General features: G+C 62.1%; 21 protein-coding genes and 3 tRNA genes. 21 read left to right on the top strand and 3 right to left on the bottom strand.

Going from position 1 to position 20,583, the window contains the following annotated elements:
* The first annotated feature begins 61 nt into the window (after positions 1-61).
* From F568_RS0102315 to F568_RS0102275, 9 genes are all read left to right on the top strand, one after another.
* Entirely contained in the window at positions 62-571 is a 510-nt protein-coding gene (locus F568_RS0102315) for a CinA family protein (RefSeq protein WP_019017084.1), read from the top strand.
* Positions 572-739: 168 nt separating this feature from the next.
* Positions 740-1,813 (top strand): recombinase RecA, encoded by a 1,074-nt coding sequence (gene recA, locus F568_RS0102310; RefSeq protein ID WP_019017083.1) that lies wholly within the window; start codon positions 740-742, stop codon positions 1,811-1,813.
* 8 nt (positions 1,814-1,821) lie between these two features.
* Positions 1,822-2,301 carry a regulatory protein RecX gene (locus F568_RS0102305; protein ID WP_019017082.1) on the top strand — a complete coding sequence of 160 codons (480 nt, stop codon included), beginning with the start codon at positions 1,822-1,824 and terminating at the stop codon, positions 2,299-2,301.
* A 172-nt stretch (positions 2,302-2,473) separates the two neighbouring features.
* Positions 2,474-5,077, top strand: coding sequence for an alanine--tRNA ligase (gene alaS, locus F568_RS0102300; protein ID WP_019017081.1), 2,604 nt, complete (start codon positions 2,474-2,476; stop codon positions 5,075-5,077).
* A gap of 102 nt (positions 5,078-5,179) precedes the next feature.
* Complete coding sequence (locus F568_RS0102295) at positions 5,180-6,430, top strand: aspartate kinase (protein ID WP_019017080.1); 1,251 nt, start codon at positions 5,180-5,182, stop codon at positions 6,428-6,430.
* A gap of 201 nt (positions 6,431-6,631) precedes the next feature.
* Positions 6,632-6,829: a carbon storage regulator CsrA gene (csrA, locus tag F568_RS0102290; RefSeq protein ID WP_019017079.1), complete on the top strand. Its 198-nt coding sequence runs from the start codon at positions 6,632-6,634 to the stop codon at positions 6,827-6,829.
* A 177-nt stretch (positions 6,830-7,006) separates the two neighbouring features.
* Positions 7,007-7,099, top strand: a tRNA-Ser gene (locus F568_RS0102285).
* Between the two features lie 60 nt (positions 7,100-7,159).
* A tRNA-Arg gene (locus F568_RS0102280) sits at positions 7,160-7,236 on the top strand.
* 77 nt (positions 7,237-7,313) lie between these two features.
* Positions 7,314-7,390, top strand: a tRNA-Arg gene (locus F568_RS0102275).
* Between the two features lie 149 nt (positions 7,391-7,539).
* Here F568_RS0102275 and F568_RS21990 read toward each other — a convergent pair.
* The gene (locus F568_RS21990) at positions 7,540-8,532 is read right to left on the bottom strand and encodes a tRNA dihydrouridine synthase (protein ID WP_019017078.1); all 993 of its coding nucleotides are present in this window, start codon (positions 8,530-8,532) and stop codon (positions 7,540-7,542) included.
* Between the two features lie 167 nt (positions 8,533-8,699).
* Between F568_RS21990 and F568_RS0102265 the strand changes: the two genes are divergently transcribed.
* The 3 genes from F568_RS0102265 to F568_RS0102255 all read left to right on the top strand — a co-directional run bounded on the left by F568_RS0102265 (position 8,700) and on the right by F568_RS0102255 (position 12,194).
* Positions 8,700-8,948: an OadG family protein gene (locus F568_RS0102265; RefSeq protein WP_019017077.1), complete on the top strand. Its 249-nt coding sequence runs from the start codon at positions 8,700-8,702 to the stop codon at positions 8,946-8,948.
* 81 nt (positions 8,949-9,029) lie between these two features.
* Positions 9,030-10,859 carry a sodium-extruding oxaloacetate decarboxylase subunit alpha gene (gene oadA, locus F568_RS0102260; RefSeq protein WP_019017076.1) on the top strand — a complete coding sequence of 610 codons (1,830 nt, stop codon included), beginning with the start codon at positions 9,030-9,032 and terminating at the stop codon, positions 10,857-10,859.
* Between the two features lie 12 nt (positions 10,860-10,871).
* Positions 10,872-12,194 (top strand): sodium ion-translocating decarboxylase subunit beta, encoded by a 1,323-nt coding sequence (locus F568_RS0102255; RefSeq protein WP_019017075.1) that lies wholly within the window; start codon positions 10,872-10,874, stop codon positions 12,192-12,194.
* Between the two features lie 41 nt (positions 12,195-12,235).
* Here F568_RS0102255 and F568_RS0102250 read toward each other — a convergent pair whose 3' ends face one another.
* Together F568_RS0102250 and F568_RS0102245 are read right to left on the bottom strand one after the other, a co-directional pair.
* Positions 12,236-12,850 carry an IMPACT family protein gene (locus tag F568_RS0102250; protein WP_019017074.1) on the bottom strand — a complete coding sequence of 205 codons (615 nt, stop codon included), beginning with the start codon at positions 12,848-12,850 and terminating at the stop codon, positions 12,236-12,238.
* A complete protein-coding gene (locus tag F568_RS0102245; RefSeq protein ID WP_019017073.1) occupies positions 12,850-13,323 on the bottom strand; it encodes a LexA family protein in 474 nt (157 codons plus the stop codon). Before F568_RS0102245 ends, F568_RS0102250 begins: the two co-directional genes overlap by 1 nt.
* Before the next feature lie 263 nt (positions 13,324-13,586).
* On the opposite strand from F568_RS0102245, the gene ccmA reads away from it, so the two are divergent.
* From ccmA to ccmI, 9 genes are read left to right on the top strand one after another with little or no spacing between them, the layout of a single operon-like run.
* Entirely contained in the window at positions 13,587-14,213 is a 627-nt protein-coding gene (ccmA, locus tag F568_RS0102240) for a cytochrome c biogenesis heme-transporting ATPase CcmA (RefSeq protein WP_026300278.1), read from the top strand.
* A gap of 24 nt (positions 14,214-14,237) precedes the next feature.
* Entirely contained in the window at positions 14,238-14,936 is a 699-nt protein-coding gene (ccmB, locus tag F568_RS0102235; protein WP_229804220.1) for a heme exporter protein CcmB, read from the top strand.
* A 9-nt stretch (positions 14,937-14,945) separates the two neighbouring features.
* Complete coding sequence (locus F568_RS0102230) at positions 14,946-15,707, top strand: heme ABC transporter permease (protein WP_019017070.1); 762 nt, start codon at positions 14,946-14,948, stop codon at positions 15,705-15,707.
* Complete coding sequence (gene ccmD, locus F568_RS0102225; protein ID WP_019017069.1) at positions 15,697-15,897, top strand: heme exporter protein CcmD; 201 nt, start codon at positions 15,697-15,699, stop codon at positions 15,895-15,897. Before F568_RS0102230 ends, ccmD begins: the two co-directional genes overlap by 11 nt.
* The gene (gene ccmE / locus F568_RS21985; protein ID WP_019017068.1) at positions 15,887-16,333 is read left to right on the top strand and encodes a cytochrome c maturation protein CcmE; all 447 of its coding nucleotides are present in this window, start codon (positions 15,887-15,889) and stop codon (positions 16,331-16,333) included. The genes ccmD and ccmE overlap by 11 nt, the downstream gene beginning before the upstream one ends.
* A 14-nt stretch (positions 16,334-16,347) precedes the next feature.
* Positions 16,348-18,339 carry a heme lyase CcmF/NrfE family subunit gene (locus F568_RS0102215; RefSeq protein ID WP_019017067.1) on the top strand — a complete coding sequence of 664 codons (1,992 nt, stop codon included), beginning with the start codon at positions 16,348-16,350 and terminating at the stop codon, positions 18,337-18,339.
* Positions 18,336-18,869 carry a DsbE family thiol:disulfide interchange protein gene (locus F568_RS0102210; protein ID WP_019017066.1) on the top strand — a complete coding sequence of 178 codons (534 nt, stop codon included), beginning with the start codon at positions 18,336-18,338 and terminating at the stop codon, positions 18,867-18,869. The genes F568_RS0102215 and F568_RS0102210 overlap by 4 nt, the downstream gene beginning before the upstream one ends.
* Entirely contained in the window at positions 18,854-19,345 is a 492-nt protein-coding gene (locus F568_RS0102205; protein WP_229804222.1) for a cytochrome c-type biogenesis protein, read from the top strand. The genes F568_RS0102210 and F568_RS0102205 overlap by 16 nt, the downstream gene beginning before the upstream one ends.
* Entirely contained in the window at positions 19,342-20,580 is a 1,239-nt protein-coding gene (gene ccmI, locus F568_RS0102200) for a c-type cytochrome biogenesis protein CcmI (protein ID WP_019017064.1), read from the top strand. Before F568_RS0102205 ends, ccmI begins: the two co-directional genes overlap by 4 nt.
* The last annotated feature ends 3 nt before the right edge of the window (positions 20,581-20,583 follow it).

The raw sequence follows: 20,583 nt of genomic DNA, 5'->3' as shown, positions 1-20,583 counted from the left end.
TGCGTAGCATGTGGCTTCTGTTAAGCTGCTTGCCTTTGGTTCTGACCGACGAGGAAACCGTGTGACCCGGAGCGATACTGCGAACGAATCCGAGCTGCAAACCCTCAGCGAGCGACTGCAGCAAGCTTGCCTGGCCCGGCGCCTGTCGGTGACCACTGCCGAATCGTGTACTGGCGGCGGCGTGGCCAGTACGATCACCGACATTGCCGGAAGCTCGGGCTATTTCGAGACGGGCTACGTGACCTACTCGAACACCGCCAAGACTCGCCTGCTTGGCGTGCCGAAAACGATCCTCGATGTTCACGGGGCCGTCAGTCGCGAGACGGTGATGGCGATGGTCGCCGGAGCCTGCCGCGAGAGCGGAGCCGATGTTGGCGTGGCTATCAGCGGCGTGGCCGGGCCCGGCGGTGGCAGCGAGGAAAAGCCGGTGGGGACGGTCTGGTTTGCCTGGGGGAGTGCCCAGGCGCAGCATGCCGAATGTCTGCGCTTCGACGGGGACCGTCGAGCGGTTCGCGAGCAGGCGGTACATGTGGCTCTAGAAGGACTGGTCCGCTGGCTGGAAGAGGTGTGAGCGGTTCTTGATGGAGCAGAATTATCCTCGCCGGGGAGTAGGCGAGTGACGAATTTTTCGTCATAATACTGTCTAGCCATACAGTGATTGGTTAAGCCAGTCGACGCTGGCGATGCGAGCCCAGAACCGGGTATCGCGCCAACCTACACGTGCTATCAGGAGACATTCATGGCACAGGACGATAACCGTTCCAAAGCGCTCAACGCGGCGCTCTCGCAGATCGAGCGTCAGTTTGGCAAGGGCACCGTGATGCGCCTGGGCGATACGCCCCGCGTGACGATGCCGTCGATTTCCACCGGCTCGCTGGGTCTGGATATTGCCCTGGGCATCGGCGGTCTGCCGCTGGGCCGCGTCGTCGAGATCTTCGGGCCGGAATCCTCGGGCAAGACCACGCTGACACTGTCGGTCATCGCTCAGGCCCAGAAACAGGGCAAGACCTGCGCCTTCATCGATGCCGAGCACGCCCTCGATCCGAGTTACGCCGAGAAGCTGGGCGTCAACCTCGACGATCTGCTGGTTTCGCAGCCGGATACCGGCGAACAGGCACTGGAAATCTGCGACATGCTGGTTCGCTCCGGCGGGGTCGACGTGATCATTATCGACTCGGTGGCCGCACTGACGCCGCGTGCCGAGATCGAGGGCGAGATGGGTGACTCCCACGTCGGCCTGCAGGCCCGCCTGATGTCCCAGGCGCTGCGCAAGATCACCGGCAACATCAAGAACGCCAACTGCATGGTGGTGTTCATCAACCAGATCCGCATGAAGATCGGCGTGATGTTCGGTAGCCCCGAAACCACTACTGGCGGTAACGCGCTCAAGTTCTACTCCAGTGTGCGCCTCGACATCCGCCGTACAGGTTCGGTCAAGCAGGGCGACGAGGTGACCGGTAACGAAACCCGCGTCAAGGTCGTCAAGAACAAGGTGGCCCCGCCGTTCCGGCAGGCCGAGTTCCAGATCCTCTACGGCAAGGGTATCTACCATGCCGGCGAGGTGGTCGATCTGGGCGTGCAGTGCAAGCTGGTCGACAAGGCGGGTGCCTGGTACAGCTATCAGGGCAACAAGATCGGCCAGGGCAAGGCCAATGCGGCCCAGTTCCTCGAGGACAACCCGGCGATCATGGAAGAGATCGAGAGCCAGATCCGCGCCCAGCTGCTGACTACGGTCGAGCCCAAGGCCAAGGACGGTGAGCCGGAACAGGAAGCGGCAGCCATCGACGACGATAACGACGACACGCTGCTGTAACATCCGTCATGTCCGGTCCTTCCACGGCCCAGGAAAGCTCGCCACGCGACGATGCCATTCGCCTGCTGGCTCGGCGCGAGTATGCTCGCGCCGAGCTGGAGCGCCGCCTGCGCGCCAAGGGGCATGCATCCGCTGACATCGAGCAAACCCTCGACGCGCTGGCCGCAGAAGGGTTGCAATCCGACGAGCGCTTTGCCGAAGTCTTTGTGCGTTCTCGTATTGCTCGCGGACAGGGCCCACTCAAGATCCGGGCCGAGCTTGGCGAGCGTGGCATTGCCACCGAGCAGGCCCGGCAGGCTTTCGACGAGGCCCAATCTCGTGAGGCGGTGGACTGGTTCACGCTGGCTTGCGAAACCTTGGCCAAGCGCTTCTCCGGCCCTGGCGAGGGTCCTCGTGAGCGCGCCCGGCGGGAACGCTTCCTGGCCGGGCGTGGCTTCGATTTTGACCAGGTGCGCCATGCGCTGGCGCATGCCTGGGATTCCCCCTAGTTCCCTCCATTCCCTTTTGCCCCTTTAGTCGCTTGACAAGTGCGTTATACTAATGCGCCTTGTTACGGCCCCGGGTGGCGCCTTTTCGTTAACGCCAAGCCATCGGCTACCCAAGTGCTGGGTGGTGACCGCTCGCCCGCAGCGCCCAAACGCTCACTTCCACGGGTTTTCTATGAAAAGCGCAGACATCAGACAGGCCTTTTTGACCTTCTTCGAAGAGCAAGGGCACACCATCGTTCCGTCTAGCTCGCTGGTGCCGGGTAACGATCCGACCCTGCTGTTCACCAATGCCGGCATGGTGCCGTTCAAGGACGTCTTCCTGGGCCGCGACCCGCGCCCCTATGTGCGCGCAACATCGTCGCAGCGTTGCGTGCGTGCGGGCGGAAAGCACAACGATCTCGATAACGTCGGCTATACCGCGCGGCATCACACGTTTTTCGAAATGCTGGGCAACTTCAGCTTCGGTGATTACTTCAAGCGCGATGCCATTCGCTTCGCCTGGACGTTTCTTACCGAGCGCCTGGGGCTGCCGGCCGAGAAGCTGTGGGTCACGGTGCATGTCAGCGACGATGAGGCCGAGAAGATCTGGAAAGAAGAGATCGGCATCGATCCCGAGCGCTTTTCCAGGCTCGACGAGGACAACTTCTGGCAGATGGGCGACACCGGCCCCTGCGGTCCGTCCTCGGAAATCTTCTTCGATCATGGTCCCGACGTCTTCGGCGGTCCTCCCGGCAGCCCGGACGAGGATGGCGATCGCTACATCGAGATCTGGAACCTGGTCTTCATGCAGTTCGATCGCGATGCCGCCGGTAACCTGAACCCGCTGCCCAAGCCGTCTATCGACACGGGTATGGGGCTGGAGCGTGTCGCTGCGGTACTTCAGGGCGTGCACTCCAACTACGAGATCGACCTGTTCCAGAACCTGCTCAAGGCCGCTGCCGAGATCATCGGCCACGCCGACACCACGACGCCATCACTACGGGTCATTGCCGACCATATTCGCTCCTGTGCGTTCCTGATCACCGACGGCGTGCTGCCGTCCAACGAAGGTCGTGGCTACGTGCTGCGTCGGATCATCCGTCGCGCCATCCGCCACGGGCACAAGCTGGGCGCCCGCGAGCCGTTCTTCCATAAACTGGTTGCCGCGCTGGATGCCGAGATGGGCGAAGCCTATCCGGAACTTCGCAAGGCTCGCGCGCAGATCGAGAAGGTCCTGCTCAAGGAAGAGGAGCAATTCGCGCGTACCCTGGATCATGGCATGGGGCTACTTGAAGCGGCGCTCAGTGAGTTGGACGGCGATACGCTGCCTGGTGAGACCGTTTTCAAGCTCTACGATACCTATGGTTTCCCGTTCGACCTGACGGCTGACATCTGTCGCGAGCGTGGCGTGACCCTGGATGAGGCGGGCTTCCAGCGCGAACTCGAAGCGCAGCGCGAACGAGCCCGCGCCGCTAGTCAGTTCGGCGCGGACTACACGGCCAGCGTCGAAGTCGAAGGCAAGACCGAGTTCACCGGCTACGATCAGTTGGAAGGCGAGGCGCGTGTCACCGCGTTGGTCGACGAAAGCGGCAATGCCCTGGCCGAACTCGACGAAGGTAGCAAGGGCGTGGTCGTCCTGGGTCGTACCCCGTTCTACGGCGAGTCGGGCGGCCAGGTCGGCGATACCGGGTATCTCGAAGCCGAGGGCGTACGCTTTCAGGTAACCGATACCCAGAAGCAGGCCGGCCATCACTTGCATCATGGGGTCGTTGTTGAAGGCCGCCTGAGCGTGGGGGCTGCTGTTCGGCCTCGCGTGGATGCCAGCTTGCGTGCCGCGACCATGCGCAATCACTCGGCGACCCACCTGCTTCACGAGGCACTCAAGCGCGTTCTCGGCGATCATGTCCAGCAGAAAGGCTCTCTGGTTAGCGCCGAGCGCCTGCGCTTCGACTTCAGCCACTTCGAAGCCATGACCCGTGAGCAGCTTGCCGAAGTCGAAGCCATCGTCAACCAGCAGGTCCTGGCCAACGCCGACACGCGTATCGAGCACATGACGCTCGACGAAGCCAAGGCCAGGGGAGCTGCGGCGTTGTTCGAAGCCAAGTATGGTGATGACGTGCGCGTGCTGACCATCGGTACCGACGATTTCTCCATCGAGCTTTGCGGTGGCACTCACGTCACCCGCAGTGGCGATATCGGCGCCTTCCACATCCTCGCCGAAACCGGGATCGCTGCTGGCGTGCGGCGTATCGAGGCAGTAACCGGGGAAGGTGCGCTCGATTATTTCCGCGATCAGGAGGCCAGCCTCGCTCGTCTCGGTGAGCGCCTCAAGGCCAAGCCCGAGCAGGTCGAGGAGCGCGTCGAGTCGCTGATCGAACGCAACCGGACCCTGGAGAAGGAGCTGGAGCGCCTCAAGGCCAAGCTCGCCAGCGCGGCGAGCAGTGACATGCTGGCCGATGTCAACGAGGTTGCCGGCGTCAAGGTACTGGCCAAGCAGGTCGAGGGTGTCTCCGGCAAGGAGCTGCGTGGCCTCATGGATCAGCTCAAGAACAAGCTGGGCTCCGGCATCCTGGTTCTGGGGGCCGCGGAGGGTAGCAAGGTCAGCCTGATCGCTGGGGTAACCGACGACCTGACTTCTCGCATCAGGGCTGGTGAACTAGTCAATCATGTCGCGGCTCAGGTCGGCGGCAAGGGAGGCGGCCGGGCCGACATGGCCCAGGCGGGCGGCAGCGATGGGGCTGCGCTTCCCGGTGCACTGGCCAGTGTGCCGGAGTGGGTCTCGTCGCAGCTGAGCTAGAATCGAATCAAGGGCCGACTGGCAGATTGCCTCGGCCCTTTATTTGTATTTGACGTTCGGGTTTCGACGTTTTCATTCACGAACTCCACGGATAGGCATGATATGGCGCTATACGTACAGAAATTCGGCGGCACCTCGGTGGGCTCTGTAGAGCGCATCAAGGCCGTTGCCGACAAGGTCAAGCGGTTTCGTGACGATGGTCACCAGGTCGTGGTCGTCGTTTCGGCGATGAGTGGCGAGACCAACCGCCTCATCGAACTCGCCGGGCAGATCAACGACGAGCCGACGCCGCGAGAGATGGATATGCTGGTATCCACCGGTGAACAGGTGACCATCTCGCTGCTGGCGATGGCCCTGCAGAAGTTGGGCGTGCCGGCGACGTCTTACACCGGGGCGCAGGTCGGTATCCAGACCGATAGCGCACATACCAAGGCGCGCATCCAGCGTATCGAGACCAATGATCTGCGTGATGACCTCGACGAAGGCAAGGTCGTCGTTGTCGCCGGCTTCCAGGGTGTCGATGAAGAAGGCAACATCACCACCCTCGGCCGTGGCGGCTCCGATACTACCGGTGTGGCACTGGCAGCGGCGCTCAAGGCCGACGAGTGCCAGATCTACACCGACGTCGATGGTGTCTATACCACCGACCCGCGAGTCTGCTCCAAGGCGCAGCGTCTCGAGACCATCACCGTCGAAGAAATGCTTGAGCTGGCCAGTCTGGGCTCCAAGGTGTTGCAGATCCGTGCCGTCGAGTTTGCCGGCAAGTACAACGTGCCCCTGCGCGTGCTGTCCAGCTTCGAGGACGGCCCGGGTACCCTGATCGTCGCTGAATCAGATGAAGAAGAGGATTCCATGGAAGAGCCGCTCATTTCCGGCATCGCCTTTACCGCCAACGAAGCCAAGTTGACCCTACTCAATACGCCGGATGTGCCGGGCGTGGCCTCCCGCATTCTGGGCCCGATTGCCGACGGCAACATCGAAGTGGACATGATTGTCCAGAACGTGGCGCCGGCGGGTGACTACACCGACTTCACGTTCACTGTCGCCAAGGGCGATTACAAGCAGACCATGAAGATCCTCAAGGATCAGGTCATTCCCGATCTCGGTGGCGGCGAGCTCCGTGGCGACGATAATATTGCCAAGGTCTCCCTGGTCGGGGTTGGCATGCGCTCCCATGCCGGCGTGGCGGCCAAGATGTTCCGCACGCTGGCCGAAGAGAACATCAATATTCGCATGGTGTCGACGTCGGAAATCAAGATTTCCGTTGTTATCGACGAGAAGCAGATGGAATTGGCCGTTCGTGCCCTGCACAAGGCCTTCGGTCTGGATAAAGACAGCGTAGAAAGCGAGTAACGGGGTGCAGAGTTGCACGAGCGTTCTACGCTGGGGGGTGTAGGGATACCGAAAGGCCTTAATTGGCCTTTCATTCAACGAAACTATCAGGTGTCATACGCCCGCCATTGGTCATGGGGTCGTGCATGCCGCATAATCGCGCGGCCCGGCTTCAAGTAGGCGCAGTGCACCCCGTTGGAAGAAGTCTGAAAGGAGATCAGCATGCTCATCCTGACTCGCCGTGTTGGCGAAACGTTGATGGTAGGTGACGAAGTTACTGTCACCGTGCTAGGTGTGAAAGGTAATCAGGTCCGCATTGGCGTCAACGCGCCGAAGGACGTGGCAGTTCATCGTGAAGAGATCTATCAGCGCATTCAGCGCGAGAGATCCGGTGACGATGACAACAGCGGTAATCGCTGAAGTGTAGCGGGAAGTTGTGACAGCAAGAAAACAAAGGTGCCAGAGCTTCGCTAGACGGCCGGCCAGCGCTAGGGACTCGGACACATTCCGGCTGGTGCCATCGTCACTTTAGAAAATTCCCGCTTGAGGGTGGACAAGAGCCAGCAGAATCGGTAACCTACGCGCCGTGTTGATGAGGGAGAGATGGCCGAGTGGCTGAAGGCGCTCCCCTGCTAAGGGAGTATAGGGTTTATAGCCCTATCGAGGGTTCGAATCCCTCTCTCTCCGCCATTCACGCTGTGGAATGGCATCAACGCAGCAAGGATGTTCATGGTTCGCCCATGAGATCGAGCGCCCGTAGCTCAGCTGGATAGAGTACCTGACTACGAATCAGGTGGTCGGAGGTTCGAATCCTCCCGGGCGCGCCATCTTGCTTATGACAGAGTCGTCTGTATTGCTCTGTCATGTTCCGAATTGCGGAATGACTCACAGAAACGTTTGATATGCGCCCGTAGCTCAGCTGGATAGAGTACCTGACTACGAATCAGGTGGTCGGAGGTTCGAATCCTCCCGGGCGCGCCAGATTCCTACACGCCCTCCCTTCGGAGGGCGTGTTCTGTTTGTGCGATAGGTTTTGTTTCCTTGGTAGCAGCGAAGGCTTCGCCGTTTGGTAATTGAGGCCTTTGGCGATCGTTTCAGGCGTGTCCTCCTTGGGGCACGCCTTTTTTGTTTCAGATGGATATTTCTGAACAACTCAACGCCTGGGCCGGGTCATCGTGTTGTGGTACGCAGGGTATTGGAGACATCAGGCCTGCCAGGAAAGGCGCCAGACGGGTCTCTCGGCGTAACATGGCGAAGCGCGCGGCAGCTTCCGCGTCCCTGGCACGCATCTGGTTCAGCCACTGCTTGAGCAGCGAGACCACGACTTTGTCGGGCAAGCTGGCCTGCTGGCGGTTGGCGTAGGCTTCCAGAATGGCGGCGCGGCGTATCCAGGCGGTTTCGGGTAATTGCTCTCCCGTGCGCTGCCAATGCCGGATGCGTTGGGCCAGGTCAGGGTCGGCGAGCATGCCACGCCCCAGCATCACATCCTCGCAGCCGGATAGGCTGCGAGCCTTCCAATAATCCTTCAATGTCCATATGTCGCCATTGGCAATGACCGGTATCGACAGTTGATGGCGAATACGCGCGATCCACTCCCAGTGGGCCGGTGGCCGGTAGCCTTCGTTACGCGTTCGCGCGTGTACGACCAGATGTCGGGCGCCGCCGGCCTCGGCTGCCTGGGCGCAGGCCAGCGCCAGGCGGCGGTCGGCAAAACCCAGTCGGACCTTGGCGGTGACCGGCACGGTGCCGTCTGCTGCATCGGCGACGGCAGCCACGACACGAAAGACGCGCTCGGGGTCGCGGAGCAGCGAGGCGCCACCATCATGCCGATTGACCGTCTTGGCGGGGCATCCGAAATTGAGATCGAGTCCCGTGGCACCAAGCTGGATGGCCTGATGTGCATTGGCTGCGAGAGCTTGCGGGTCGGAGCCGAGCAGCTGAAGGTGCACCGGTATGCCGCTAGGGGTGGCAACGGCCGATTCGCGTAACTCGGGGCAATGCTTGTAGAACACGCGCGGCGGCAGCCGGGCATCGACTACGCGCACGAACTCGGTCACGGTCCAGTCGAGGCCTTCTTGCATGGTCAACAGATCACGAGTGATCGCGTCGATGGCCCCTTCCATGGGCGCTAGGCCGATTTGGCCCGGATGTAGTAAGTTAACCACGTGACAACCCAACCATGGTGTGATTGCAAACGCTGTGAATTCAGGCAGGTTATTGTACCAAGCGCAATGCTGCCGACGAGATGCAGCGATAGGATACAGACTGCCGCAGCGACAGGGAGACCGCGATGAGTGACTCGCAACTGGTACAGGAAGGACTGAGCCTGATGGCCTTCGGCATGGGGTTCGTCTTTGTCTTTCTGACGTTACTGGTGTTCGCCACGACCGGCATGTCTCGCCTGGTGATGCGATTCGTGCCGACGCCCGTGAAGGAGGAGACGTCTCGGCAGGCGCCACCTCCTGCGCGGGCGGAGGACGATGTGATGGCAGCGATCAGTGTGGCGGTGCACCGTTACCGCCAGCGTCACCGGCGCTGAGGCAGACAGGGAATTCAAGGCAGGGCGGGCTGCGTTTCATCTCGTCCAGCACCGTTCAAGGAATACAAGAGGCCATAAGCCATGACCGAGAACCGACGTCCGCTGGGAATCACTGATGTGGTGCTGCGTGATGCTCACCAATCGCTGTTCGCCACGCGCCTGCGCCTGGAGGACATGCTACCGATTGCCGAGAAACTCGACCGGGTCGGCTTCTGGTCGGTGGAATCCTGGGGCGGAGCGACCTTCGACGCCTGCATCCGTTATCTGGGAGAAGATCCCTGGGCGCGTATCCGCGCGCTCAAGGAGGCGATGCCCAACACGCGCCAGCAGATGCTGCTGCGTGGCCAGAACCTGCTCGGCTACCGCCATTACGCCGATGATGTGGTAGACAGGTTCGTCGAGCGTGCACGCACCAACGGCGTCGACGTCTTCCGCGTCTTCGATGCCATGAACGACCCGCGCAACCTGGAGCGGGCGCTGCAAGCGGTGATCAAGCAAGATGGTCATGCCCAGGGCACCATTTCCTATACGGTCAGCCCGGTGCACACGCTCGAAGGTTGGGTCGACCTGGCCCGGCGCATCGAGGGCATGGGGGCGCACTCCATCGCCATCAAGGACATGGCGGGCCTGCTCACGCCATACACCGCCTATGAATTGGTATCGCGCCTCAAGCAGCATCTTTCGATCCCGATCCAACTGCATTGTCATGCGACCACCGGCCTGTCGACGGCGACCATCGTCAAGGCGGTGGAGGCGGGCATCGATAACGTCGATACCGCCATCTCATCGATGTCGATGACCTACGGGCACAGCCCCACCGAGTCGGTGGTGGCGATCATGAAGGAGACCGAGCGCGATACCGGGCTCGACCTGACGCTACTCGAGGACATCGCCGCCTACTTCCGCGAGGTGCGCAAGAAGTACGCCGCCTTCGAGGGGGCGCTCAAGGGCATCGATTCGCGCATCCTGCTGGCCCAAGTGCCGGGTGGCATGCTCACCAACATGGAAGGCCAGCTCAAGGAGCAGGGCGCCGGCGACAAGCTCGACGACGTGCTCAACGAGATCCCCAGGGTGCGTGAAGACCTGGGCTTCATCCCGCTGGTGACGCCGACGTCGCAGATCGTCGGTACCCAGGCGGTCATGAACGTGATGATGGGCGAACGCTACAAATCCATCTCCAAGGAGGTCCAGGCGCTGCTCAAGGGCGAATATGGCGCCGCGCCAGCCGAGTTCAACAAGGAGCTGCAGAGCCGCGTACTCGAGGGTGGCGAGCCGATTACCGTCCGCCCGGCGGACAATCTCGCCCCCGAGATGGCGCGCTTGCAGGAAGAGCTGCGCGGCAAGGCGCGTGACGAGGGCATCCGCCTGGAAGAGGGCGAGCGCGAGATCGATGACGTGCTCACCTATGCGCTGTTCCCGCAGATCGGACTCAAGTTCCTCAAGAACCGCGACAACCCCGACGCCTTCGAGCCGGTGCCGCAAGCCCCGGAAAATCAGGCTTCCGCAGCATCGGCGCCTGCCCGCGTCGAGTCCGGCACGCCGGCCGACGCACCGGAGACCTATACGGTCACCGTCAACGGCAAGCAGTACGTGGTCGAAGTGGCCGAGGGCGGCGATATCAGCCAGGTCCAGGCCAGTGGCGGCCAGGGCACCGCGAACGACTCGGCCGTCTCCCGCGACGAGGGATCGGCGCCGTCGTCCGGCGAGACGGTGACGGCGCCGCTGGCCGGCAACATCTTCAAGGTCAACGTCAAGCCGGGCGACAGCGTCGCCGAGGGCGATGTGGTGATTATTCTCGAAGCCATGAAGATGGAAACCGAAGTGCGTGCCGCCAGTGCCGGCACGGTATCCGAAATCAAGGTCAAGGAAGGCGACAGCGTATCGGTCGGCGATACCCTGATCGTGCTTTAAGGATACCGCGTCATGGAAAAATTGCTGACACTCTGGTACGGCTCGGGGCTCTATAACCTGAGCCTCGGCCAGGCGGTAATGATCGTCGTCGGGCTGGTGCTGCTTTACCTTGCCATCGCCAAGAAGTTCGAACCGCTGCTGCTGGTACCGATCGGCTTCGGCGGCATTCTCGCGAACATTCCCGAGGCCGGGCTGGCGCTATCGGCTGCCGAACAGGCTGCGCACCTGGCCCGGCCTGCGGTACTCGAACAGGTTGCCGCGGCGCTGAACCTGGGACTCGATGCCACGGCTGGGCTCGAGGCCTGGCGTCACCAGATCGCCGAAGTGCTGCATGGCGACATCTCGCCGGCGCTGATCCGGGCCGCCAACGACGTGGCAATGGATGCCGGTTTCACCCACGGCATGCTCTACAACTTCTACAGCGTGGCCATCGCTTCGGGAATCGCACCGCTGGTCATCTTCATGGGCGTCGGGGCGATGACCGACTTCGGCCCGTTGCTGGCTAACCCGCGTACGCTGTTTCTGGGCGCGGCAGCGCAGTTCGGCATCTTTGCCACGCTCCTTGGCGCGGTGGGCTTTACTGCACTGGGCTGGATGGATTTTACCCTGCCCCAGGCAGCCGCCATCGGCATCATTGGTGGAGCCGACGGGCCGACATCGATCTATGTCTCGAGTCTGCTGGCGCCGGAGTTGCTGGGTGCGATCGCCGTGGCCTCATACTCCTACATGGCGCTGGTACCGCTGATTCAACCGCCGATCATGCGAGCGCTGACATCCGAGGACGAGCGCCGCATCGTCATGAAACAGCTGCGCCCGGTCTCCAAGGTCGAGAAGATCTGCTTCCCGCTGGTGCTGCTGGTCCTGGTGGTCTTGTTCCTGCCCGATGCCGCGCCACTGCTGGGCATGTTCTGTTTCGGCAACCTGATGCGTGAGTGTGGCGTGGTCGAGCGACTCTCGGATACCGCCCAGAACGCCTTGATCAATATTGTGACCATCTTCCTTGGGCTGTCGGTGGGCTCCAAGCTGATTGCCGACCGTTTCCTGGCAGTGGAAACGCTGGGCATTCTCGGCCTGGGCATCGTCGCCTTCGGCATCGGCACGGCATGCGGTGTACTGATGGCCAAGCTGATGAACCGCATGAGCAAAATGCCGATCAATCCGCTGATCGGCTCGGCTGGGGTTTCAGCAGTGCCCATGGCGGCGCGCGTCTCCAACAAGATCGGTCTGGAATACAACCCGCACAATTTCCTATTGATGCATGCCATGGGACCGAATGTGGCGGGCGTCATAGGGTCGGCCGTCGCGGCGGGGGTCATGATCAAGTACCTGGGGTAACGATCTACCGTGCTCGTGACAGAGCGTGCCTGGTACGGGCATCAGTCGAGGCGGGCAATGTTCCCTTTAAGCCGGGCTTCGAGCGGGGTGAGGTCGACCGGCTCGTTGCTAGGCCAGCCGACGGTGAGCGTGACGCCGCTGCCATCGTAGTCAGCGGCGTCGACGGGGATGGCCTGGCCGGCGAGCCAATGGCGGGCTTCCGCCTCGCCAGCAAAGGCAAGGTGCAGTCTGACGGGGCGGCGTTCGGTGTACTCGTCTAGCGGCAGGGTCTCGAGTGCCTTCTGCACAGCCTGGGAATAGGCGCGCACCAGTCCGCCAGTGCCCAGCTTGGTGCCGCCGAAGTAGCGCGTCACCACGCAGCCGATCTGGCCAATGGCCGCGCCGTCGAGCACCTGGAACATCGGGCGGCCTGCGGTGCCGCCAGGCTCGCCGTCGTCGGAGAAGCCAATCGCGGTCTGCTCGCCGGGTGGGCCAGCCACGAATGCACTGCAGTGATGGCTGGCGTCGGGATAGGTCTGACGGGCGAGGGCGAGCAGGGCCTCGAAGTGGCCTGTGTCTGGCGCATGGCATACCCAGGCTATGAAGCGGCTGCGTTCGATCTCGATCTCGGCAATGTGGAGTTCGCCTTCCGCGAGGCGCGGGATTGGGTAGCTCATCAGGCTGCGATGGTTGGCTGGCGCATCACACCCATTACCAGGCCGAGCACCTGAACGTCGTCGTTCTTCAGGTAGATTGGTTCCATGGTGTCATTGGCTGGTTGCAGACGTACGCCGGACTTGTCGATGTAGAGCTTCTTCAGAGTGACTTCCTGATTGTTGATCATCACCACGGCAGTCTCTCCATTCTCGGCGGACTCATAGCGCTCAATGATGATCACGTCGCCATCGTGGATGTTGCAGTCGATCATCGAGTTACCGCGCACGCGAAGGGCGTAGGTGTTGCGTCGCACCATGCGTGAGGGAATCCTGACGCTGCTCGCGTCCGGGCAGGCCTCGATCGGCAGGCCGGCAGTGACCAGCCCAAGCAAGGGGATCTCGACGAGATCAGTCGCGTCAATCTCTTCCCAGGCGCCATCGATCAGTGGCAGGTTGGGCAGACGATGCAGGTAGTGCGGAGTCGTTTGCTGCATGACCTTCTCCCTTGGGAACCGCGCTGGGTGGTGAAGAAAGTGCCGGTGTCCGGGCCTGCTGCCACCTCGAGCATCAATCCATGAAGCGGTTCCTGACGATGAAGCCAGCATCATAGCAAGCGTGGCGGGGCGGGCAAATGCGCTGCGTGTCATGGGCGCGACATGCATTCAACGGCCGCGACTGGCTGGCGAAAGAGCGCGTCTGGTCGCTCATGGGCTTTGCGTGTAAAGTGCCGAGCGAACCGGGATGGTGGGAGAATGCGGTGACGTTCCGCCTTGAAGGGCGCGGCCTGGGCTGCGAGCGCGACGATCGTTGGCTGTTCGCGAATCTCGATCTGGCCGTGGGGCCGGGTGAGATGCTGCGTGTCGAAGGACCCAACGGGAGTGGCAAGACCACACTGCTCAAGATTCTGTCTGGGCAACTCTCCGAGCATGATGGCGAGTTGCTCTGGAGCGGGAAGCCGATGCGGCGCAATCGAACCGCGTTTCTCGCCAACCTGCTGTATCTGGGCCATGCGCCGGGCGTCAAGTCGGCCTTGAGTCCCCTGGAAAATCTTGCCTGGTATCAGGCGTTGAATGGCGAGCATGGTAGCGAGGCATCGCGGATGGCCGCCCTCGACGAGATTGGACTGTACGGCTTCGAAGATGTGCCCGTCGCCCAGTTGTCCGCCGGCCAGCAACGCCGGGTGGCGCTGGCTCGAATGCTGCTCTCACCGCGGCCGTTATGGGTGCTCGATGAGCCCTTTACCGCTATCGACCGCCAGGGCGTAGCCGCGCTCGAGACTCGCCTGCAGACGCATGTGGCCCGGGGCGGAAGCGTGATACTCACTACACACCACGAGCTGACACCCCTGCCGGCGTTGCGTCGTGTATCGCTGGGCGTATCCTGAATGGATCAGCCATCGGAAGAGAGTATGCAAGTCGTTGAACCCAAGACCGGCCTGGCAGTCGCAGTAAAAGCGACAGTGAAGCGTGACCTGACGTTACTGCTACGCCGGCGGGGCGAGGTCCTCAATCCGTTGGTGTTCTTCGCCCTGGTCATCACGCTGTTCCCTCTGGGAATCTCGCCCGATACCGATCTGCTGGCCGAGATCGCCCCGGGGCTGCTTTGGGTTGCCGCGCTGTTGGCCACGCAGTTGTCGCTGGACGTGCTGTTTCGGGGCGACTTTGACGACGGTAGCCTGGAGCAGTTGCTGCTTGCCCCTCAGCCACTGCCGGCGCTGGTACTATCCAAGGTGCTGGTTCACTGGTTGCTTACCGGCCTGCCCCTCGCCGTGATGGCTCCGCTGCTGGGCGTGATGCTGGCGCTGCCGGCCGGGAGCTACGCCGTGCTGGCCGTGTCGCTGGCGTTGGGTAGTGCGTCACTGAGCCTGATCGGTGCTATCGGTGCTGCCTTGACGGTAGGTCTGGCGCGGGGCGGGGTCCTGTTGTCGTTGTTGGTCCTGCCACTGTATATCCCGGTTCTCATTTTCGGGGCCGGGGCGGTGCAGGTCGCTGTGCTGGGCGGCAATGCCGCGCCACACCTGGCTCTGCTCGGGGCCTTGCTGGCGCTGGCGCTGATGCTGGCCCCTTGGGCCATTGCCGCTGCGTTGCGGATCAGTATCAACGGTTGAGGTAGCTTCATGTGGGCCTTCATACATAAGCTGGGTTCGCCCAAGTGGTTCTACGCCATCAGCACACGCTTGTTGCCCTGGTTCTGGGCGGCGGCTGCGGTACTGTTGATGGTAGGCGCAGCCTGGGGGTTAGCGTTCGCCCCGTCCGATTACCAGCAGGGCAACAGCTTCCGGATCATCTATGTTCATGTGCCGGCGGCAATTCTCGCCCAGTCATGCTTCGTCGCCCTCGCGGTCGCCGGGGGCATTTTTCTGGTCTGGAAGATCAGGCTCGCCGACATGGCGGCGACTGTCATTGCTCCATTCGGCGCCGCAATGACTTTTTTAGCATTGTTTTCCGGAGCGGTGTGGGGCGTGCCAACCTGGGGAACATGGTGGGTGTGGGATGCCCGGCTGACATCGATGCTGATTCAACTGTTCCTGTACCTGGGAATCATTGCCCTGCGGGGCGCCTTCGCCAGCCGCGATAGTGGCGCAAAGGCGGCTTCTGTTCTGGCCCTGGTCGGCGTCGTCAATATTCCAATCATCAAGTATTCGGTAGAGTGGTGGAATACCCTGCATCAGCCAGCGACTTTCACGCTTACTGAGCGGCCGGCCATGCCGGTTGAAATGTGGCTGCCCCTGCTGGTGATGGTGCTGGGCTTCTATTGTTTTTTCATCGCTTTGACCCTGACGCGTACGCGTAGTGAGATACTGCGTCGGGAGTCGGCTAAACGCTGGGTCCGGGAGTTGGTCGAGGGCCGTACCGGGGGCGATACTGATGGCCTTTGATTCGTTGCATGCCTTGGTCGCCATGGGCGGACATGCGCCTTACGTCTGGTCCGCCTGGGGGGTGACTGCGGCGCTGTTAGTGGCCAGTGCGGTACATGCCCGCGCTGAGCGTCGCCAGCTGATACGCGAACTTCAGCGGCGCAATCGCAGGGAGCGTAACCTGAGCGAAAGAGAGCTTCATGAACCCTAAACGCAAGCAGCGCCTCTATCTGATTCTCGGCCTGGTGGCCCTGGCCGCCATTGCCGTAGGACTGACCCTGTACTCGCTGAGCAGTAACATCAACCTGTTCTTCAGTCCGGCGCAGATCGCCAGCGGCGAGGCGCCGGTGGATCGTCAGATTCGGGCCGGTGGCATGGTCAAGGCCGGTAGCGTAAAGCGCGACAGCGAGAGTCTTGACGTCAGCTTCATGGTCACTGACTACGAGAGCGACCTTGAGGTTCGCTACAGCGGGATCCTGCCGGATCTTTTCCGCGAAGGGCAGGGAGTGGTGGTGGTTGGAGAATTGAATGGCAACGGCCTGCTTCGGGCCGACCAGGTGCTCGCCAAGCACGATGAGAACTACATGCCGCCCGAGGTGGCCGAGGCCCTGAAGGGCAAGATGCCCACCGAAACCATCGCCAAGTAGGTAGAGGCAAGCCCATGCTGGACAAGATCATTCCCGAAATCGGCCACTTTGCGCTGATCCTGGCCCTGCTCATGGCCGTGCTGCAGGCCACGGTGCCGATGGCCGGGGCAATGACACGGCGACCGCTGTGGATGGCCTTCGCGCGCCCCATGGCGAGCGGACAGTTCCTGTTTCTGCTGCTGGCCTATTTCTGCCTGACCGCTAGCTTCCTGATCGATGATTTCAGCGTGGCCTACGTCGCCAATAACTCCAACTCGATGCTGCCCTGGTACTATAAGTTCAGTGCCGTGTGGGGCAGCCACGAAGGTTCGGTACTGCTGTGGAGCCTGCTCATGGGCGGCTGGGGGTTCGCCGTCAGCCGATTCTCGTCGCAGCTGCCTCACGACATGCTGGCCCGGGTGCTGGGTGTGATGGGCTGGGTCAGTGTCGGCTTCATCCTGTTTATCCTGATGACCTCCAACCCTTTCGAGCGCCTGTTGCCCGACGTGCCGCAGGACGGCGCCGACCTCAATCCGCTCCTGCAGGATTTTGGTCTGATCATTCATCCGCCGATGCTGTACATGGGCTATGTAGGTTTCTCGGTAGTGTTTGCCTTCGCCATTGCCGCGTTGATCGGCGGGCGTCTGGACGCTGCCTGGACGCGCTGGGCGCGGCCTTGGACCAATATCGCCTGGGCGTTTCTGACCGTTGGCATCGCGCTGGGCAGCTGGTGGGCCTACTACGAGCTGGGCTGGGGCGGCTGGTGGTTCTGGGACCCGGTCGAGAACGCCTCGCTGTTACCCTGGCTGGCCGGCACGGCACTGATGCACTCATTGGCGGTGACCGAGAAGCGTGGCAGCTTCAAGAGCTGGACTGTCCTGCTGGCAATCATCACCTTCTCGCTGTCACTGTTGGGCACATTCCTGGTGCGCTCCGGCGTGCTGACCTCGGTGCACGCCTTCGCCAACGATCCGGCACGCGGTACCTTCATTCTGGTACTGCTGGGTCTGACTGTGGGCATATCGCTGCTGATCTTCGCCTTGCGCGCACCCCGCGTCAGCCACATGGTGGGCTTCAATTGGCTGTCACGCGACTCTCTGCTACTCGCCAACAACATTCTGCTGGTCATCATGACCGTTACCGTGCTGCTGGGCACCGTCTACCCGCTGTTGCTCGACTCGCTGGGTCTGGGCAAGATCAGTGTCGGCCCGCCGTACTTCAATACCCTGTTCGTGCCGCTCACGGTCCTGCTATGCATCGTCATGGGGCTTGGCCCGGTAGCACGCTGGAAACGCATGCCCGGTCGCGAGCTGTTTCGACGTTTGGTATGGGCCGGTCTGGCCGCGCTGATACTCGCCGCCGTACTACCGCTGATTTATGGTGGCGAATGGAACCTCTGGGTGTCGCTGGGCCTGGCCGCAGCGCTGTGGCTGACACTCTCGCTGGTCCGCGATCTGTTCGACAAACTACGCAATGCCTCGTCTCTAGGCGCCGGGCTGAGGCGCCTGACGCCGGCCTATTGGGGCATGTTCATGGGCCACATGGGGTTGGCGGTAACGATTGTCGGGGTCACCGTCGTGTCGCATTACAACATCGAGCGTAACGTTCGCCTGGCCCCGGGCGATAGCGTCGAAGTCGCCGGCTACACCTTCACCATGCAGGACCTGCGCGAGCGGCGTGGTCCCAATTTCATCGCCGATACTGCCACCATTGCGGTCAGTCACGACGGGGAGCATGCCTTCACCATGCATCCCGAGAAGCGTCTCTACCTCGCCCGAGGCATGCCGATGACCGATGTCGCGCTGCGCCCTGGTCTGCTGCGTGACCTGTACGTGGCGATGGGAGAGGATCTCGGCGACGGGGCCTGGGCACTACGCATCCAGTACAAGCCTTTCGTGCGCTGGCTGTGGCTTGGTGGCCTGTTGATGGCCCTGGGCGGGATTCTGGCTGTTGTCGACCGCCGCTATCGTCGGGTGCGTAGCACCGCGATCCAAGCACACAGCGAGCAGAAGGAGGTTCGGGCATGAGGCGTCGGCTGTTGCTGCTGATTCCCTTGGTGCTCTTTGGCGTTCTCGCCGTGTTCCTCTATCAGGGATTGTCGATGAACCCCAGTGCGCGCGACTCGGCATTGCTGGCTCGAGAGTTTCCCGCTTTCGAGTTGGCCACTCTGGAGGATCCCGAGGCTATGGTCGACGAGTCATTGTTGAAGGGACAGGTCACATTGGTCAACGTGTGGGGCGAGTGGTGTCCGACCTGCAAGCAGGAGATGCCCCAGTTATTGGAGCTGGCCGAGCGCGGCGTACGCCTGGTGGGTGTCGATTACAAGGACACTCGGGCCAAGGGACAGGAATTCCTCAAGGAGTTCGGCAACCCCTTCGAACTCAATATCTTCGATCCTGAAGGCAGCTTGGGCTTCGATCTGGGCGTTTACGGTGCGCCCGAAACCTTCCTGGTCGATGCCGACGGTATCATCCGCTACCACCATACGGGATATATCACGCCCGAAGACGTCGAACAGGTCATTCTGCCGGAGGTGGAGAAATGGCGAAGCGAATGACGCCGCTGCATAGGCTTCTGACTGCCAGCCTGCTGGCAATGTTACTGTTCGCTGCAGGTCTGGCGATGGCGGCCATCGAGGTTCGCCAGTTCAATGACCCGGTCATGACGCAGCGTTACGAATCCCTGACCGACTCGCTGCGCTGCCCCAAATGTGCCAACCAGGCCATTGGGGATTCCAATTCGCCGATTGCCGAAGACATGCGCGAGCGTGTCGCGCAACTGCTCAGTGAGGGCCGCTCCGATCGTGAGATCCAGGATTACATGATCGATCGTTTCGGCGAGTACGTACTCTACAATCCGCGCCTGACCGACCGCACCTGGGTGCTGTGGGGGTTGCCGGCAGCGCTGGTGGTGATGGGGGGCATCGTTATCGCCCTGATCGTCCGTGCGCGACGCAGCGCTTCGAATCGGGCCCTGAGCCGCGAAGAGCGGGAGCGGCTGGATGCACTGATCAATCGAGAGAGGACGCAATGAACCTGCTGTGGTTAGCACTGGGGTTGCTGCTGTTGCCGGCCCTGTGGCTGCTCGTGTTGCCATTGCGGCGAGCCGCTGCAGTGCATGCCGCCCAGCAGGCCTACGAGACCGAGCAGCGAGACGAGGCACAGAACGTAGCGGTCTATCATCGGCGTCTAGCGTCGCTGGAAGCGGCACGTGAGCGCGGCGAGATCGACGCGATGCGCTTCGAGGAGAGTCGCCTGGATCTTGATCGCAGCCTGCTCGAGGACACCGAGTTTCGCCGTCACGCTCCCCTCAAGCCGCCCCGGGCGGGCCGTGCCCTGGTGCCAGTGCTGATGGTGGCTCTCGTGGTGAGCAGCGTCGTCTGGTATCAGCGTGAAGGGGCCGAAGGCGATCTGGCACTGTTCGCTGTGCGCCAGGAGGTCATCAGTTCTCCCGATGGCTCATTGCCGATGCTGATCGAGCGATTCGAGGACCAGGCCGAACGGCAGCCCGAAAACCCCAAGGTGTGGCTGTCGCTGTTTCCGCTCTACCGCGACAGTGGCCAATTCGAGAAGGCCAGTGCCGCACTCGAGCGGCTGATCTCGCTGGAAGGTCGGCAGGTCAATCTCTTGGCGCAACTGGCACAAATGAAGTTCCTCATCGCCAACCGCACCCTGACCGATGACGTGCAGGCCCTGGTCGACGAAGTGCTGTCCCGGGACCCTCGCCAGCCTACCGTGCTCAGCATGCTGGGGATCGAGGCCTTTGATCATGGCCGCTACGAGGAGGCCATCGATTATTGGCGCCGGGCCATTGCCGGTTTCAACGACCCTGGGGCAGCCGATGCCCTGCGCGACGGCATCGCCACTGCCCAGCAGCGCCTGGGTATTGCCCCCGAGGCATCGAAGGCGCCGGGCGGCGGCCCGTCGCTGATCGTCAATGTCAGTCTGGCCGATCACCTGCGCTCGCGGGCAAGCCAGAGCGACACGGTGTTCGTGGTGGCCCGCGACGTCGAAGGCAAACTGCCCCCCCTAGCCGTCGAGCGCGCCACGGTGGCCGATCTACCATTCGAGGTGACGCTCGACGATAGCGACGCCATGGCACCCATGGCGCGGCTCTCCCAGGTTGATGAGGTCAACCTGACAGTGCGTGTCTCGGCATCTGGAGAGGCCATGCCCCAGCCCGGCGACTTGGCTGGCCAGGCCGGGCCAGTGACGCTGGCTGACGCCGAGGGCCCGGTGGCCGTCACTATCAACAGCGTCGTGGACTAAAGC

Origin of the sequence: Modicisalibacter luteus DSM 23508, assembly GCF_000378505.1 — a bacterium.
GTDB classification, from domain to species: Bacteria; Pseudomonadota; Gammaproteobacteria; order Pseudomonadales; family Halomonadaceae; genus Modicisalibacter; species Modicisalibacter luteus.
The sequence above is the reverse complement of the archived record's forward strand: the minus strand, read 5'-3'. Positions and strand labels throughout refer to the sequence as shown.

Excerpts from the sequence above, each read along its gene's own strand:
- F568_RS0102295 (WP_019017080.1), top strand. The coding sequence starts at position 5,180 with ATGGCGCTATACGTACAGAAATTCGGCGGCACCTCGGTGGGCTCTGTA.
- F568_RS0102265 (WP_019017077.1), top strand. The coding sequence starts at position 8,700 with ATGAGTGACTCGCAACTGGTACAGGAAGGACTGAGCCTGATGGCCTTC.
- alaS (WP_019017081.1), top strand. The coding sequence starts at position 2,474 with ATGAAAAGCGCAGACATCAGACAGGCCTTTTTGACCTTCTTCGAAGAG.
- ccmD (WP_019017069.1), top strand. The coding sequence starts at position 15,697 with ATGGCCTTTGATTCGTTGCATGCCTTGGTCGCCATGGGCGGACATGCG.
- csrA (WP_019017079.1), top strand. The coding sequence starts at position 6,632 with ATGCTCATCCTGACTCGCCGTGTTGGCGAAACGTTGATGGTAGGTGAC.
- oadA (WP_019017076.1), top strand. The coding sequence starts at position 9,030 with ATGACCGAGAACCGACGTCCGCTGGGAATCACTGATGTGGTGCTGCGT.
- F568_RS0102255 (WP_019017075.1), top strand. The coding sequence starts at position 10,872 with ATGGAAAAATTGCTGACACTCTGGTACGGCTCGGGGCTCTATAACCTG.
- ccmE (WP_019017068.1), top strand. The coding sequence starts at position 15,887 with ATGAACCCTAAACGCAAGCAGCGCCTCTATCTGATTCTCGGCCTGGTG.
- F568_RS0102210 (WP_019017066.1), top strand. The coding sequence starts at position 18,336 with ATGAGGCGTCGGCTGTTGCTGCTGATTCCCTTGGTGCTCTTTGGCGTT.
- F568_RS0102245 (WP_019017073.1), bottom strand. The coding sequence starts at position 13,323 with ATGCAGCAAACGACTCCGCACTACCTGCATCGTCTGCCCAACCTGCCA.
- ccmB (WP_229804220.1), top strand. The coding sequence starts at position 14,238 with ATGCAAGTCGTTGAACCCAAGACCGGCCTGGCAGTCGCAGTAAAAGCG.
- F568_RS21990 (WP_019017078.1), bottom strand. The coding sequence starts at position 8,532 with ATGGAAGGGGCCATCGACGCGATCACTCGTGATCTGTTGACCATGCAA.
- ccmI (WP_019017064.1), top strand. The coding sequence starts at position 19,342 with ATGAACCTGCTGTGGTTAGCACTGGGGTTGCTGCTGTTGCCGGCCCTG.
- F568_RS0102205 (WP_229804222.1), top strand. The coding sequence starts at position 18,854 with ATGGCGAAGCGAATGACGCCGCTGCATAGGCTTCTGACTGCCAGCCTG.
- recA (WP_019017083.1), top strand. The coding sequence starts at position 740 with ATGGCACAGGACGATAACCGTTCCAAAGCGCTCAACGCGGCGCTCTCG.
- F568_RS0102230 (WP_019017070.1), top strand. The coding sequence starts at position 14,946 with ATGTGGGCCTTCATACATAAGCTGGGTTCGCCCAAGTGGTTCTACGCC.
- F568_RS0102215 (WP_019017067.1), top strand. The coding sequence starts at position 16,348 with ATGCTGGACAAGATCATTCCCGAAATCGGCCACTTTGCGCTGATCCTG.
- F568_RS0102305 (WP_019017082.1), top strand. The coding sequence starts at position 1,822 with ATGTCCGGTCCTTCCACGGCCCAGGAAAGCTCGCCACGCGACGATGCC.
- F568_RS0102250 (WP_019017074.1), bottom strand. The coding sequence starts at position 12,850 with ATGAGCTACCCAATCCCGCGCCTCGCGGAAGGCGAACTCCACATTGCC.